Source organism: Silanimonas sp. (assembly GCF_027531545.1).
GTDB lineage: Bacteria > Pseudomonadota > Gammaproteobacteria > Xanthomonadales > Xanthomonadaceae > Silanimonas.
The window spans coordinates 52,590-66,279 of the sequence record NZ_JAPZSC010000010.1 but is presented as its reverse complement, the minus strand read 5'-3'; the positions used below and the strand labels follow the sequence as shown (position 1 = coordinate 66,279).

Below are 13,690 nucleotides of genomic sequence, written 5' to 3'. Positions count from 1 at the left end.
GGCCGCGACAACACCTGCACGCGAAACGCACGCCAGCCCGACGGGGGCTTCGGCAAGGTGTGCCACGTGCACTTCGCACGTCCCCCAATCCCCAGGAGTCGTCCATGCTCTCGTTCGCGCACCGTTCGCTGCTCACCCTCGCCGTGGCCGCCGCCGTCGCCACGCCGGCCGTCGCCCACAACCATGGCGAGAAGGCGCCGGGCACCATCGTCGACGTCGCCGCGGCCAACGCCGATTTCGAAACCCTCGTCGCTGCGGTCAAGGCCGCCGGCCTCGTCGAGACGCTCAGCGGCCCCGGCCCGTTCACGGTGTTCGCGCCGACCGACGAAGCCTTCGCCAAGCTGCCGGCCGGCACGCTCGAAGACCTGCTGAAGCCGGAGAACAAGGCCAAGCTCGCCGCGATCCTCACCTACCACGTGGTGGCGGGTAAGGTGCTTGCCGCCGACGCGGTGAAGCTCGACAAGGCCACGACGGTGAACGGCGCCGATGCCGACATCAATGTCAGCGGCAGCACCGTCACCATCGACGGCGCGACGATCACCGCCACCGACGTGGCCGCCAGCAATGGCGTGATCCACGTGATCGACACGGTGATGCTGCCGGAGTAAGCGCCTCTCAGGCCGCTTCGGCCATCAGGCGATCCGCCAACTCGCGCCATGCCGCCATGCGTGGCGCGAGCCCGGAGGACTCCACCCATGCCTCGTCGAGCGCGATGTCGCCGACGAGCGCGCGGGCAATATGCGTCGTGCCCACCACATCGAGACCGCGTCCGGCGAGCCGTCCCGGCGCGTGGTGGAAGGCGACGGCTTCCACCATTTCCATCGGCAGGCCCCACAGCGCCATCAGGCCCGCGCCCAGCAAGGTCACTCGCGGCGCTACTTGCCAGAGTTCGCTGGGATGGGGCGGTGCGTTCAACAGCGAACCGGGCAGCTGCCGCCCGAGATCGGCGAGCAGTGCCGCGCTGCCGGCGAGCCCCGCGTCGCGCGGCGTCGCCGCGATGCGCATGGCCAAGGTCGACGCCAGCAGCGCGCGCGTCTGCGCCGCTTGACCATCGCCGTCGCCGAGACGGCTGAACACTTCGCTGGCCAGCACGAGCTGCACGAGGGTTTGCAGGCCGAGGCGCTGGGTCGCCACGGTGAGATCGAGGATCGGTCGGCCGCGCGAGTACAGCGCCGAGTTCGCCACGCGCAGCACCCGGGCCGCGAGCACCGGATCACGCCGCAGCACCTGCACGGCCTCGTCGGTCCCGGCGTTGTCGTCCGCCACGACCATGCGCAGGCTCAGGTAGGCGCTTGGCGAGGCGGGCAGGCGCTCGACCTGGCCGAGCTCGGACCGCAGGTCCGGATCGCGCAGCAGGCTCCGCACGGTGAGCACGCGACGCATCGCGGCGCGCACCGTGCTGGCTTCGAAGGGCGCCGACACCACCTGTTGAACGGCGGGTTCAGCGGCGAGGCGCTCGCTTCGCCGCGGATCGAAGCCTGTGGGAAGCACCAGCACGCGCAGCGCTTCCGGGCAGACCCGCTGCAGGCGTTGGAGCAGGGTGGCGCCATCGATCGCGCCGGGGTCGGCGCTGGTGAAAACCGCATCGATGCCGCCCAAGGCGGCATCTTCCAGCAGCTGTTCGGGGCGCAGGCCGTCGATGACGACCCACTCGCGCGGCAGTTCGGCGGCGAGGCGGCGCAGGTCGCCGTGCTGGTCGGGATGGTCGACCAGCGCGACGCGCAGGCTCATGCGCTTTCGGCGTCCGCCAGCTTCTGGTGGATGCGCTGCCACTCGGGCAGCTTGTCGCGCAGGCCGCTGGCGTCGAGCCAGGCCTCGTCGAACGGGATGCTGCCCACGAGGGCGTGCGCCACGTGGACGGCGCCGGGAATCCAGAAGCCGCGCTGGCGGCTGCGCGTCGGTTCGAGGTGGAAGGCCACGCCTTCGACGATCGGCATCGGCAGGCCCCAGAGCCCCAGCAGCCAAGCGCCGGCGTCGGCATAGCTGGCGTGGCCGTCCTTGCCGTAGGCGTCCTTGAAGCCCGGCAGCAGTCGGCCGAGTTCGGCGAGCATCGCGGCCGTGGCGGCCATTTCCGCGCTCGGGCCCGGCAGCAGGCGCGCGGCCAGCTGCGAAGCGAAGAAGGCCCGGCGACGCACCGTCTCGGCGTCGGGGCCGTTGTTCGCCGACAGCGCCTCGGCGGCGAGCACCACGCGGCGCAGCGTCTCAAGACCCAGGCGGACGACCGCAGCCTTCAGGTCGGCCACTGGCCGGCCGCCGGAGAAGAACGCCGAGTTGCAGACGCGCAGCACCTTGGCGACCAGCGCCGGGTCCTTGGTCAGCATCGACACCACCTGCGCGGCACCGACATTCGGGTCGGCCAGCGCCTTCGAGATGGCGAGGTAGCTTTCCGGCGACGGCGGCAGCTGCGCGATGGCGCCGACCTTCGACTTCAGGTCGGGGTTGTCGAGCACCTCGAACAGTTCGCCGATGCCCTCGACGGCATCGACCATCGCGTTCGCCTGCAGCGGTAGGCCCAGATGGCGGTGCGCGATGTCGATGGCGGCGGCGCTGGGTTCGGCGCCCGGCGGCAGCAGCAGCAGCCGCACGGCCGTGGGGTTCTTCTCGCGGGCGCGGCGCAGCACGTCGATGCCGCGGGCTTCACCGCCATCGACGGCCAAGACGTCGACGCCGCGGCCTTCCAGCAGGGCCTGCGCCTCGGCGGCTTCGCCCACCCACTTCACGGTCCAGTCGAGGCCGAGGGCCGTCAGCGTGGCGGAAAGGTCCGCGCTGCGCTCGAGATCATGGCCGACGATCAGGACGAACATGGACGGGCTCCTTCCGGGATGCGGCCCGCGACGGCGCGGGCCTGATGCGATGGAGGATACGCCCGGCCGCCCCCGGCGTCGCTGCGCTCGGCCACAAAACGCGAACCCCGGCACGGGGCCGGGGTCCGGGGAGGGAGCGAAGGCGGTCGGCCGATCAGAAAGCCGGCTTCTCGTCGTCCGGAACGGCGTTGAAGCGCGCGATGCCGTCGACGATTTCCTTGATGGCCGCGTCCTTGCCCTCCCAGCCCTCGAGCTTGACCCACTTGCCCTTCTCGAGGTCCTTGTAGTGCTCGAAGAAGTGGCCGATGCGCTCCAGCCAGTGCTGCGAGACCTGGGCGATGTCGGTGATGTGCTCGTAGCCCTTGAACACCTTCGGCACCGGCACGGCGACCAGCTTGGTGTCCTCACCGGCCTCGTCGGTCATCTTCAGCATGCCGACCGGGCGGCAGCGGATCACCGAGCCCGGCACCAGGGCCAGCGGCAGGATCACCAGCACGTCGACCGGGTCGCCGTCGCCGCACAGGGTGTGCGGCACATAGCCGTAGTTGCACGGGTAGCGCATCGGGGTCGAGAGGATGCGGTCGACGAAGATCGCGCCGGTCTCCTTGTCGACCTCGTACTTCACCGGCTCGGCGTCCTTCGGGATCTCGATGATGACGTTGATTTCGTTCGGCACGTCGCGGCCGGTCGGGACGAGGCTCAGGCCCATGGCGGTTCTCGGGAGGGGTCGGAAAGAGGCCGCGGAGGATACCCCACGGGCGCTGAATCCGGGCTCGGGGCCGCTCTCAGGGACTTTGCGGCTCGACGCGGTAGACCCGGACGCCCGGCACCCTGCTGGGCAGCCGCTGCACGCTTGCGCCGTGGATGCGGACCTCGGGGCCGAGGCGGCCGGCCTCGGCGACGGCGGCGACGAGGCGCACCTCCATCTGCTGCCGGGCTTCGTGGCGCTCGACGGCGGTGCGCAGCGGCAGGGTCGTGACCGCGACCATCGCGAGCGCTGCGGCGGCCGCCAGAGCAGGACGGAGGCGAGAAGCGCGTGGTCCGTTCGTTGCCGCGGCGAGGGCTTGGGCCAGCCGCGCGCTGCCGCCGGGCGGCGGAACGAGACTGCGGCGAAGCGTCGATCGTAGCGCGGGCAGGGGCGTCGGCGAGTCATGCATCTCGGGCGGCTCCGATGGCAGGTGCGTAGCGCTGCGCCAGCTTCTTCACGGCATGGTGGCGACGCGAGCCGACCGTGCCGGGCGGGATACCCAGCGCTTCTGCGATCTCCGCGGTGGAAAGGCCCATGAACTCGGCCAGCACCAGCACTTCGCGCTCGCGCTCGGGCAGGGCGGCGAGGGCGGCACGCAGTTCGGTGGCTTCGGCTTTCGACAGAGCGCTGTCCTCGCCGAGCGGTTCCGGTAAGGATTCGTCGCGCCACGGCAGCCAGTGCCGCAGCGACTGCCAGCGTCGCTCGTTGCGCGCCAGATTCAGCGCCGCCGCGGTGACCAGCGCATCGACGCGCGCCGCATCGACCGTTGCGCGCTTCGCCCACACCGCGAGACAGGCGTCGTGCATCACGTCCATGCAGGCCTGCGGATCCCAAAGCAGCCGGTACAGCGTGTTGTACAGCGGCCGTTCCAGACGCCGGTAGCAGGCGGCAAGCTGCGCATCATCGAGCGCCATCCGAGGCTCAGTTGGTGAGTCGAAGCACGAGCGATTCGCTGCCGTCGCTGCCGTCCGGTCGCGAGGTCAGCACGGTGAATTCGCCGGGGACCACGCGCACCTCGCCGTCGTAGTGCAGCGGTCCTCCGACGCGTGCGACATCCGCACGCGCTTGGGCAATCCGCAGCCCAAGCACGAAGGTGTCTCCCTCCGGCGCCGCTCGAACGCTCATCAGCATCGCGTCGCCGTTCGCGTTGGCCAACCGCCCGCTGGCCGCGACGCCGAGTCGGACATGGTCGCGGACGCGCAGGGTGCTCGCATTGCCGCCCAGAGCCTTGGCCACGTCGGCGAGCTCGGCGGGCAACGGAGCGGCCTCCGGGGTCTTGCCGATCCACCACGCCTCGACCTGCACTTGCACAGGCTCGGCAGCCTCGACGCCCTGCAGCGCTGAGATGGTCGAGGCGATCGAGGCCTGCATCCCGGACGGCGCGCGCACCACGAGGGTGCCGGGTGCAGCCACTTCGGCGCGGCCGAGCGGGGGCGCGTCGCCCTGCATCAGCGTCTTGTTGATGGCCTCGACGATCGCCTGCGCGCGCGCCGGCGGCACGGCATGCGTACTCAGTGTTGGCGCCTCGGCGGCCGGCTGGCAGCCGGCCAGCAGCGTGGCGGACAGTGCGAGGGCGAGGAGAGCGCTGGCGCAGCGGGGTGCGGGAACAGGGTAGGACACGGGTGTGCTCGCGTGGGGATGTCTTCCCTTCTACACGCGAGCGGCGGATTTCTTCACTGTCCTCGCCGACCGACCCGTAGCCTTCCGGTGAACGACCTCAGGCCAGCGCGCCGCCGCAGCTCGAGCCCTGCCCGGCGGTGCAGCCGTAGCAGTGCCCGGCGACGGCGATGCGCTCGGGCAGGGTCCCGGCCAGCAGTTCATCGAGGTGGCGCGGGGCGCTGCCGCCGCCTAGCGGCATCTTCAGCATCTGGTTGAAGTCGCAGTCGAACAGCTCGCCGTTGTAATCGACGCTGACGAGCGAACGGCACATCACCGCTCCGAGGTTGTCGTCGCGGTGCGCGGCGCGGAGCGTGCCCATGTAGGCCTCGAACTGGCCCTTCGACTGCAGCCACGAGCCGAAGCGCTGGATCGGCATGTTGGCCAACGCGTACAGGTGGTTGAACACGATGCCGAAGTTGTCGCGGAGCAGGCGCTTGTAGTCGGCCTCGAGTTTTTCCTGCTGCGGCGGCAGGAAGGCGCCGTTCGGGTTGTAGACGAGGTTGAGCATCAGGCCGCTGCCGGGTTGGCCGTAGCCCAGCGCGTTGAGCGACTGCAGGGCGCGGATGGAGGCTTCGAACACGCCGTCGCCGCGCTGTTCGTCGACGTTGGCCTGGCTGTAGCAGGGCAGGGAGGCCACGGCCTCGACGCGGTGCTCGGCGAGGAAGGGGCCGACCCAGTCGTAGCCCGGCTCTTCCATGATCGTGGGGTTCAGCCGGTCCATCACGTGCAGCCCGCGCGCGCGGGCTTCGGTGACCAGCCAGCGGAACTCGGGGTTCATTTCGGGCGAGCCGCCGGTGAGGTCGAGCGTGGTCACACCGAAGCGCTCGGCGACGGCGAGCGCGGTGGCCATCGTCGCCTTCGACATCGTTTCGGTGCGACGCGGGCCGGCGGCCACGTGGCAGTGCACGCAGCTCAGGTTGCAGCGGTAGCCGAGGTTGAGCTGCAGCGTTGTGAACGCGCCGCGGGTGAGGGCCGGGAACGGGATGTCCTTCAGCAGGGGCCAGGTGTCACGCATGCGGGGTGGTCTCGGTGGGGGCGGGGCGCTGAGCGCGCCGGAAAGGGTTCAGCAGCAGGGCGGTCCAGCGTTGGTCGGCGTCGTTGCGCCAGCCCTTGAGGCCGATGGCCATGGCGCGTTGGTCGCTGGGCGGCATCGCCGGGCGGGTGCGGAAGAGCCGGTCCCAAACAGCGAGCAGGTTGCCGTAGTGGCTGTCGGTACAGGCGCGCTCGGGCGAGTGGTGCACGCGGTGCCACGTGGGCGTGACCAGCACCGCGCTGACGGCGCGTTCGAGGCGCGGCGGCAGGGCGAGGTCGGCGTGCGTCCACAGCGCGGCCAGCGCAAGCAGGGTCTCGTACAGCGCGATGCCGGCAGCGGGAAGGCCGAGGGCCACGACCAGCAGCAGCTTCCAGCCCAGCGAGACGAGGATTTCGAGGGGATGGAAACGCAGGCCCAGCGTGGCCTCGAAGCGCGTGGCCACGTGGTGCACGCGGTGCAGGCGCCACAGCCAGGGCCAGCGGTGCGAGGCGACATGCTGTGCCCAGATCGCGAGGTCCATCAGCACGACGGTCGCAGCGATCGCGCCGATGCCGTCGAGGCCGATCGCTGGGAACAAGCCCAGCCCCTGCGATTGTGCCCACAGCGCGGCGCCGACCGTGCCGACCGGCACCAGCAGGCGCAGCAGCCCGCTGCCCGTCACGGCGACGACCAGGTTGTCGAACATCGTGCGGCCACGCATGTCGTGGCGGAAGCCGAAGCGCCACTGCAGCGCCAGCAGCAGGGCCAGCAGGCCGAGCACGGCGGCGAGGCGGAGCAGGTCGGCGTTCATCGCGCCATCGTGGCCAGCAGGGCGTCGAGGCGGCGCGACACGCGTTCCTGCGCTTCGGTGCGACGCGGGAGGGCGGCCAGCGCCGCGGCGACGGCGGCGAGGTCCTCGGGTTCATCGAGATCGTGCGCGGTGTCGAGCCGGTGGACGCGCAGGCCCTGCGGGAGCGCGGCGAGGAAGTCGCTGCGCGCGTCGGGCGTGCTGTAGCGCGGCGCCGTCCATGCGGCGAGCGGCAGATCGACGCGACCACCCACCAGCCAGAAGCCGCCGTCCTCGCTCGGCCCGAGCACGAGATCGGCCTTGGCGTGGACGAGGGCATCCACGGCATCGGACAGGGCCGGTAACGACAGCTGCGGCAAGTCGGTACCGATCAGCAGCGCGGCGCCATGGCGAGCGCGCAGCGTGGCGTAGACATGGGCCATGCGCTCACCGAGCCCACCGTCGCCCTGCGCGACCACCGGGAGGGCCTGCCACGGGTGGAGTGCGTTGGAAACGTCGGCGTCCCCATCGCGCTCGGCTTCGGCCACCGCCCAGTAGGCGTGGAGCCGTCCGTCGCGCTGCAGGGCGATCGCGGTCTCGCCAACGGCGGTGGCGCAGTCGAGGTAGAGCGCTTCCGCCGCCTCGCGACCGATGGCCGGCCAGAGCCGCGACTTCACCGGCGAGCGGCCCGGTGTCTTCACGAACAGCGCGAGACCGGGGCTCATGCCGTGGCCCCGCGCGCGAAGGCGCGACGTTGCCGCCAGGTCAGCACGAGGTGCTCGCGCGTCGTCCGCCACCAGCCGTGATCGACGTAGCGCCGTGCGCTGGTTGCCACCCGGCCGCGCAGGCGTCGCAGCGGCAGACCGGCGCGACGCGCGGCATGGACGAAGGCATGGTCTTCACCGCGGCCGACCGACGGATCGAAACCGCCGAGTGATTCGAACACGGTTCGCGGTGCCAGGAAGCCTTGGTCGCCGAACGGCATGCCGAACCAGCGGCTGCGGAGGTTGGCGCCGAAGGCGTTGATCGCCATCGCCGCCGGGCCGTTGTGGAATGCGAGGTCGAACCAGCACAGCGCTGGGGCGTCGCCGCGCGCGAAGCCCGCCGCGGCCTGCCGTGCGGCGGCGAGCGTTTCCGCATCGACGCGGGAATCGGCATGCAGCACCCACACCGTCGCGCCGTGGGCCGCCGCCAGCCCGGCATTGATCTGCCGCGCCCGGCCGGTCGGAGCGGTGAGCGCGCGCGTACTCGGCGGAGTGCCCCGGAGCGCGTCACCTTCGGCCAGCACCAGCACGCGCTCGATGTCGTCGCCCAACGGCAGGTCGTCCAGCAACGCCGCCCAGTCGCGGTCGCCGGGGCCGGCCGGGATGACGATGCTGAGCACGGGAGCCTCCACGGGCGGAGACGTCAGCAGCAGGCGCCGGCAGCCTTCGGCGCGGCGGTGGGCGAGGCCGGGGCGCAGTCGAAGAGGCCGAAGTGGCGGTCCTTGTTGCCACTCAATTCGAAGTGCGGCGCGAAGCGCGTGGCCGCCAGCATGTCGAAGGTGTTACCGCAGACGCGCAGCGGACGGCCGGTCTCGAAGGTGTGGTGGTCGTCGAGCACGAAGGCGTGCGGCGCATCGGGCATCGTGCCGCGATACGTCGCGACCTGGCCGAAGTCCTCGCAACGGTCTTCCAGCGCGAGCTTGAACGCCCGCACCGTGATCGATTCGAAATTCACGAAGCCGATGGCGGCCTCGATGGCCGGGTCGAGCAGAGGGATCGGCGCGCGGCTGACGGTGCGGGCGTCGGCGCAGCCCACCTGCTGCATCAGGCGGCGGAAGTCCTCGGTGTACAGGGCGCCGCCGAGGCACTCGCCCAACAGCACGGGGTCGCGTCGCAGCGCCTCCGGGATGCGGCGGTCGGCGAACACGTCGGAGAAGTACAGCTCGCCCCCGGGCTTGAGCACGCGGAAGATTTCGGCGAACACACGCGCCTTGTCGGGCGCGAGGTTCAGCACGCAGTTCGACACCACCACGTCGATGCTGGCGTCGGCGATGCCGATGGCACCGAGGTCTTCGATCAGGCCTTCATGGAAATCGACGTTGCTCGCCGCAAAGCCGTAGCGCTCGGCGTGCCAATCGCGATGGCGGTTAGCCACAGCGAGCTGTTCCGGCGTCATGTCGACGCCGACGACGCGTCCCGTCGGGCCGACGAGGCGCGAGAGCAGGTAGGCATCACGCCCGGTGCCGCAGCCGAGGTCGAGCACGGTGCGGCCCTCGAGCGCCGGCGGCAGCGGCGAGCCGCAGCCGTAGAAGCGCGCGAGGATTTCGGGGTGGATGTCGCCAAGCATCCGGCGCAGGGCGAGAGGCATGGCCTCGGCGGGGCAGCAGGCGCCGGTCTTGAGGTCGGCGCTCGATTGCAGCACCTCGCCGTAATACGTGCGGACGTCGGCGTGGGCAGGTTCGGACATCGTGTTCATGGTGTCCCGGTCAAACGGAGGGAAGGAGGAAGTGAAGGAGCGCGGCGATCATGGCCGATGTGGGCAAGGTTACCCCCCACGCAAGGAGAATCATCGCGATGATGCGGAAGTTCGCTTTTCCGTTCGACAGCCCGATGCCGAAGAGGGCGCCGGTGCTGACATGCGTCGTCGAAACCGGAAGGCCAAAGCGCGAAGCGGCGATCACCAAGGTCGAGGTCACCAGGTTCCCGGCAAGGCCCTCGCGCGGATCCATCGCGGTGACGCGCCAGGCCAGCGTTTTCGCGACCCGATGCGCGCCCAACCAGCCGCCGATGGCCATCGCGATGACGACACTGCTCGAAGCGCCGGCGACGCCGCCCAAGCCCGCGGCGACGAGCAAAGCGGCGATTTTCGGTGTGTCGTTCAGGCCCCGGGCGAAGCCCACGACGGCGGCACTGAGAACGTGCAACAGGTCAATGCCGCGCAAGGAGCGCAGCGGGGGAGTCGCCAGCGATTCGATGGGGCCATCGCTTCGGTCGACGCGCGATGCAGCGGGTGCATGGGCCGTACGGCGAAGCAGGGGGGCGACGACGAGGGCGAGAACGGCGGCCATCAAGGGCGAGAGCAGAAGCGGAACGACGATGATCGCCGCGGCCTTCGCGAACTGGACACCGCCCGCGTCGTGGACGAGCCCCGCGCCGAACAGGCCGCCGAACAGGGCATGGGTCGTGGAGATGGGCAGGCTCGCCATCGTGGCGAGGCCGACTGTCGCCGTGGCCGCGCCGGCCACCGCGATCAGGAAGGGGACAGACACGGTAAGCGAATCCGGCACAATGCCTTTCCCGCTGAAAGCAGCGAGCAGGCCCTGCGCGAGGAGGATCGAGGCCAGCCCGCCGGCCGCCGTCGCGAGGGTGGCCATCCAGATGGCGCCCCGCGTGGACATCAGCCCCGACCCGATGAGTGTTGCAGCGCCCTTGCTGTTGTCGTTGGCGCCATTGATGGCGGCGAGCGCGAGGGTCGTGAGAAGAAGCAGGATCGTCAGGGTCATGCAAGTCTAGGTCGTTGCCGTGAGGGATCAGCCGCGTCGCCACGCGAAGAAGCGCTCGGCCCAGCGCAGCGCGCCCTGCGGGGCATTCGCCCGCTTCCACACGCCGGCGGCGTACTTGTTGGCCTCGTTCATCGTCGGGTAGGCGTGGATGGTGCCAAGCAGCTTGTTCAAGCCGAGGCCGTGCTTCATCGCCAGCACGAACTCCGGCAGCAGTTCGCCGGCATGCGCGCCAACGATGCAGGCGCCGAGGATGCGGTCGCTGCCGGGCGGCGTGAGCACCTTGACGAAGCCCTCGTCGTGGCTGTCGGCGATGGCGCGGTCGAGATCGTCGATGCCGTAGCGCGTCACCTCGACGGCGATGCCCTGCGCCTTCGCCTCATCTTCCGACAGTCCGACGCGCGCCACTTCCGGGTCGGTAAACGTGACCCAGGGCGCCACGCGGTAGTCGACCTTGAACGACCAGAACGGCGCGAGCAGGCCATTGACCGCGGCGTACCAGGCCTGGTGCGCCGCCATGTGGGTGAACTGGTAGGGCCCGGCGACGTCGCCGGCCACGAGAATGTTCGGGAAATTGGTGCGCATCAGGCCATCGACGGCGACGTGGCCGCGGGGGCCGAGTTCCACGCCGAGGTCTTGCAGGCCGAAGCCCTGCGTGTTCGGCGCGCGGCCCAGGGCCAACAGCAGGCGGTCGAAGGCGAGGCGCACTTCGGCACCGTCGGCTTCGGCCACCAGCACGCCGCCCTTGCCGTCGGCCGCGGGCTCGATGCGCAGGGCTTTGTGGCCGGTGGCGACGTGAAGGCCCTCGTGCGCGAGGCGCTCGGCCAACAGCGCGCCGACCTCGGCGTCCTCGCGCGGCAGCAAGGTCGGCGCCATCTCGACCACGCTCACCGCCGCCCCAAAGCGGGCGAAGCTTTGCGCCAGCTCGCAGCCGATCGGCCCACCGCCCAGCACCAGCAGGCGCTTCGGCAGTTCGTGCAAGGACCAGACGCTGTCGCTGGTCAGCGCCTCGATGCCGTCGAGGCCGAGGAGTTTCGGCACCAGCGGCCGTGCGCCCGTGGCGATGACGATGCTGCGGGCGCTGATGCGTCGGCCGTTGACTTCCACTTCCCACGGGCTGACGAGCTTGGCCTCGCCTTCGATCACGTCCACGCCCAAGCCGGTGTAGCGTTCGACGGAATCGTGCGGTTCCACCTTGGAAACCACGCGCTGCACGCGCTCCATCACCTTGGCGAAATCGAAGTCGGCGGTGAGCGAGTTCAGCCCGTACTTCTCGGCCTCGCGCGCTTCGGCCAGCAGCCGCGCCGAGCGGATCAGCGCCTTCGATGGCACGCAGCCGGTGTTGAGGCAGTCTCCACCCATCTTGTGCTTTTCGATCAGCGCGACCTTGGCCTTCACCGCCGCACCGATGTAGGTGGTGACGAGCCCGGCCGAACCGGCGCCGATGGCGATCAGGTTGTAGTCGAAGGATTTCGGCTTGCGGTGGCCGGCGTAGACGCGGCGGGCTTTGAGCCAGCCCAGAACCGCCTTCAGCAGCAGCGGCAGCGCACCGAGCGCCACCAGTGCGCCCAGCAGGCCGGGCGAGAGGACGTCGCCGAGCGAGCGGATCTGGGCCAGCTGAGTGCCCGCGAGCACGTAGACGATGGTCGCCGGAAGCATGCCGAGTTGGCTCACCCAGTAGAACGTGCGCGTGGGCAGCGAGGTGAGGCCCGAAAGCAGGTTCACCAAAAAGAACGGGAAGGCCGGCACGAGGCGCAGGGTGAGCAGGTAGAAGGCACCGTCGCGGGCGATGCCGGCGTCGATGTCGCGCAGCCGCTCGCCAAAGCGCGCCCGCAGCGCGTCGCGGAAGCCGAAACGCGCGACGAGGAAGGCCAGCGTCGCGCCGATCGAACTCGCGAAGGACACCAGCACGGTGCCTTCGATCAGCCCGAACAGTGCGCCGGACGCCAGCGTCATGACTGCCGCACCGGGGATCGACAGCGCGGCCACCAGTACGTAGGCCAAAAAGAACAGCCCCGCCGCCTGCCACGGGTTCGCGGCCACCGCCGCGCCCAGCGCGTCGGACTGCGTCTTCAGGGCATCGAGGGTGAGGAACTGGTGCGCGCCACTCCACCAAACGCCGAGGACGATCAGGGCGACGACGGCGAGGGCGATCAGCGGGCGGCGGTGGGCAGGCGCGGTCATGCAGGGGCCTTTCGAAAGGGGAGGCGGGCGAGCGTCACGCGGCGACCCGCACAGTCGTCACTGTCCGCATCAGGGCCCTGATCATGCACCACGCGCCGTCCGCAATTCAGCACCGATCGTCCACGGCGGTCGCGTCCGACCCGTCGGCAAAGCGTCGCAGCGCGCGGCGGAAGGCCGCTTCGTTCCGGTAGCCCACCAGCCCAGGCACGGCCGTGCGCGCGACGGCCGGGTCGGCCAGCAGCTGCTGCGCGCGGATCATCCGCAGTTGCATCACGTAGCCCATCGGGCTGTCGCCTACCAGCTGCCTGAATCGCTCCATCAGCGCGCTGCGCGACACCGGCGCGAGCTCGAGCATTGATTCAACGCTCCATGCGCGCCCCGGCTCGCGATGGAGGGCCGAGATCAGCGCACCCAGGCGCTTGTCGTGCGCCGCGGCCAGCACGCCGCGGGTCTCGGTGACGGGGGCGTGGCGGAAGTGCTCGCGCAGGGTCATCGTCACCAGCACGTTCGACAGGCCGTCGAGCAGCAGGCGCGAGCCGGCTTCGGCGGCGTTGGCTTCGTCGACGATCAGCCGCACCAGATGGCTGAAGCGCTCGTTGGCTTCGCTGGCGCGCACGATCAGCGCCGGCGGCAGCAGGCTGAAGAGCGCCTTGCGCCCGGCCTCGGGCACCGACAGCGCACCGCAGAGCAGGGCGGCATTGGCGCCGCTGGCGGGATGCGCGTCGGCCGCGGCCAGCGGGTCGGCGCTGAGGATGTGCCAGTCGCCGTTCGGCACCATCACCAGATCACCGGGCCGCATCGGCAGCGGGCGCGGCAGGTGGGCCATCTGGAGGAAGCAAGTGCCGCGCACCAGCAGGTGGAACTGCGTGGTGGCCACGCCATTGGTGTCGATGCGCCAGCCGCCGCAGACCAGCGGTTGGGCGAACACCTTGGCGGAGAGCTGGTAGGCCCCGAGCAGGTCGGAGAGCAAGTCGATCGGCGGACTTTCGGACATGGGTGCTGGACTTCCGGT

15 protein-coding genes are annotated in these 13,690 nt (G+C 70.5%); 1 reads left to right on the top strand and 14 read right to left on the bottom strand.

Going from position 1 to position 13,690, the window contains the following annotated elements; translation table 11 throughout:
- Nucleotides 1-104: 104 nt before the first annotated feature.
- The gene (locus tag O9280_RS08005) at nucleotides 105-608 is read left to right on the top strand and encodes a fasciclin domain-containing protein (RefSeq protein ID WP_298340968.1); all 504 of its coding nucleotides are present in this window, start codon (nucleotides 105-107) and stop codon (nucleotides 606-608) included.
- 7 nt (nucleotides 609-615) lie between these two features.
- On the opposite strand, the gene O9280_RS08000 is transcribed toward O9280_RS08005, so the two are convergent.
- The 14 genes from O9280_RS08000 to O9280_RS07935 all read right to left on the bottom strand — a co-directional run bounded on the left by O9280_RS08000 (nucleotide 616) and on the right by O9280_RS07935 (nucleotide 13,672).
- On the bottom strand, nucleotides 616-1,731 hold the full coding sequence (locus tag O9280_RS08000) for an HDOD domain-containing protein (RefSeq protein WP_298340966.1): 1,116 nt from the start codon (nucleotides 1,729-1,731) through the stop codon (nucleotides 616-618).
- On the bottom strand, nucleotides 1,728-2,804 hold the full coding sequence (locus O9280_RS07995; RefSeq protein WP_298340964.1) for an HDOD domain-containing protein: 1,077 nt from the start codon (nucleotides 2,802-2,804) through the stop codon (nucleotides 1,728-1,730). Before O9280_RS07995 ends, O9280_RS08000 begins: the two co-directional genes overlap by 4 nt.
- A gap of 154 nt (nucleotides 2,805-2,958) precedes the next feature.
- Entirely contained in the window at nucleotides 2,959-3,513 is a 555-nt protein-coding gene (gene ppa / locus O9280_RS07990) for an inorganic diphosphatase (RefSeq protein WP_297866053.1), read from the bottom strand.
- Between the two features lie 76 nt (nucleotides 3,514-3,589).
- On the bottom strand, nucleotides 3,590-3,961 hold the full coding sequence (locus tag O9280_RS07985) for a hypothetical protein (RefSeq protein WP_298340962.1): 372 nt from the start codon (nucleotides 3,959-3,961) through the stop codon (nucleotides 3,590-3,592).
- Nucleotides 3,954-4,466, bottom strand: a complete 513-nt coding sequence (locus O9280_RS07980) for a sigma-70 family RNA polymerase sigma factor (protein WP_298340960.1) — start codon at nucleotides 4,464-4,466, stop codon at nucleotides 3,954-3,956. The genes O9280_RS07985 and O9280_RS07980 overlap by 8 nt, the downstream gene beginning before the upstream one ends.
- Before the next feature lie 7 nt (nucleotides 4,467-4,473).
- Nucleotides 4,474-5,172: a hypothetical protein gene (locus tag O9280_RS07975; RefSeq protein WP_298340958.1), complete on the bottom strand. Its 699-nt coding sequence runs from the start codon at nucleotides 5,170-5,172 to the stop codon at nucleotides 4,474-4,476.
- A 97-nt stretch (nucleotides 5,173-5,269) separates the two neighbouring features.
- Nucleotides 5,270-6,226, bottom strand: a complete 957-nt coding sequence (gene arsS / locus O9280_RS07970; RefSeq protein WP_298340956.1) for an arsenosugar biosynthesis radical SAM (seleno)protein ArsS — start codon at nucleotides 6,224-6,226, stop codon at nucleotides 5,270-5,272.
- The gene (locus tag O9280_RS07965; RefSeq protein WP_298340954.1) at nucleotides 6,219-7,034 is read right to left on the bottom strand and encodes a sterol desaturase family protein; all 816 of its coding nucleotides are present in this window, start codon (nucleotides 7,032-7,034) and stop codon (nucleotides 6,219-6,221) included. Before O9280_RS07965 ends, arsS begins: the two co-directional genes overlap by 8 nt.
- A complete protein-coding gene (locus O9280_RS07960) occupies nucleotides 7,031-7,735 on the bottom strand; it encodes a DUF2064 domain-containing protein (RefSeq protein ID WP_298340952.1) in 705 nt (234 codons plus the stop codon). Before O9280_RS07960 ends, O9280_RS07965 begins: the two co-directional genes overlap by 4 nt.
- Complete coding sequence (locus O9280_RS07955) at nucleotides 7,732-8,394, bottom strand: glycosyl transferase family 2 (protein WP_298340950.1); 663 nt, start codon at nucleotides 8,392-8,394, stop codon at nucleotides 7,732-7,734. Before O9280_RS07955 ends, O9280_RS07960 begins: the two co-directional genes overlap by 4 nt.
- 23 nt (nucleotides 8,395-8,417) lie before the next feature.
- Entirely contained in the window at nucleotides 8,418-9,461 is a 1,044-nt protein-coding gene (locus O9280_RS07950; protein ID WP_298340948.1) for a methyltransferase domain-containing protein, read from the bottom strand.
- Between the two features lie 19 nt (nucleotides 9,462-9,480).
- Nucleotides 9,481-10,497 (bottom strand): inorganic phosphate transporter, encoded by a 1,017-nt coding sequence (locus O9280_RS07945; protein WP_298340946.1) that lies wholly within the window; start codon nucleotides 10,495-10,497, stop codon nucleotides 9,481-9,483.
- A 27-nt stretch (nucleotides 10,498-10,524) separates the two neighbouring features.
- Nucleotides 10,525-12,678: a bifunctional TVP38/TMEM64 family protein/FAD-dependent oxidoreductase gene (locus O9280_RS07940; RefSeq protein WP_298340944.1), complete on the bottom strand. Its 2,154-nt coding sequence runs from the start codon at nucleotides 12,676-12,678 to the stop codon at nucleotides 10,525-10,527.
- Nucleotides 12,679-12,784: 106 nt separating this feature from the next.
- Nucleotides 12,785-13,672, bottom strand: coding sequence for an AraC family transcriptional regulator (locus O9280_RS07935; protein WP_298340942.1), 888 nt, complete (start codon nucleotides 13,670-13,672; stop codon nucleotides 12,785-12,787).
- Between the last annotated feature and the right edge of the window lie 18 nt (nucleotides 13,673-13,690).

Excerpts from the sequence above, each read along its gene's own strand:
- O9280_RS08005 (WP_298340968.1), top strand. The coding sequence starts at position 105 with ATGCTCTCGTTCGCGCACCGTTCGCTGCTCACCCTCGCCGTGGCCGCC.
- O9280_RS08000 (WP_298340966.1), bottom strand. The coding sequence starts at position 1,731 with ATGAGCCTGCGCGTCGCGCTGGTCGACCATCCCGACCAGCACGGCGAC.
- O9280_RS07995 (WP_298340964.1), bottom strand. The coding sequence starts at position 2,804 with ATGTTCGTCCTGATCGTCGGCCATGATCTCGAGCGCAGCGCGGACCTT.
- ppa (WP_297866053.1), bottom strand. The coding sequence starts at position 3,513 with ATGGGCCTGAGCCTCGTCCCGACCGGCCGCGACGTGCCGAACGAAATC.
- O9280_RS07985 (WP_298340962.1), bottom strand. The coding sequence starts at position 3,961 with ATGCATGACTCGCCGACGCCCCTGCCCGCGCTACGATCGACGCTTCGC.
- O9280_RS07980 (WP_298340960.1), bottom strand. The coding sequence starts at position 4,466 with ATGGCGCTCGATGATGCGCAGCTTGCCGCCTGCTACCGGCGTCTGGAA.
- arsS (WP_298340956.1), bottom strand. The coding sequence starts at position 6,226 with ATGCGTGACACCTGGCCCCTGCTGAAGGACATCCCGTTCCCGGCCCTC.
- O9280_RS07965 (WP_298340954.1), bottom strand. The coding sequence starts at position 7,034 with ATGAACGCCGACCTGCTCCGCCTCGCCGCCGTGCTCGGCCTGCTGGCC.
- O9280_RS07960 (WP_298340952.1), bottom strand. The coding sequence starts at position 7,735 with ATGAGCCCCGGTCTCGCGCTGTTCGTGAAGACACCGGGCCGCTCGCCG.
- O9280_RS07950 (WP_298340948.1), bottom strand. The coding sequence starts at position 9,461 with ATGTCCGAACCTGCCCACGCCGACGTCCGCACGTATTACGGCGAGGTG.
- O9280_RS07945 (WP_298340946.1), bottom strand. The coding sequence starts at position 10,497 with ATGACCCTGACGATCCTGCTTCTTCTCACGACCCTCGCGCTCGCCGCC.
- O9280_RS07940 (WP_298340944.1), bottom strand. The coding sequence starts at position 12,678 with ATGACCGCGCCTGCCCACCGCCGCCCGCTGATCGCCCTCGCCGTCGTC.
- O9280_RS07935 (WP_298340942.1), bottom strand. The coding sequence starts at position 13,672 with ATGTCCGAAAGTCCGCCGATCGACTTGCTCTCCGACCTGCTCGGGGCC.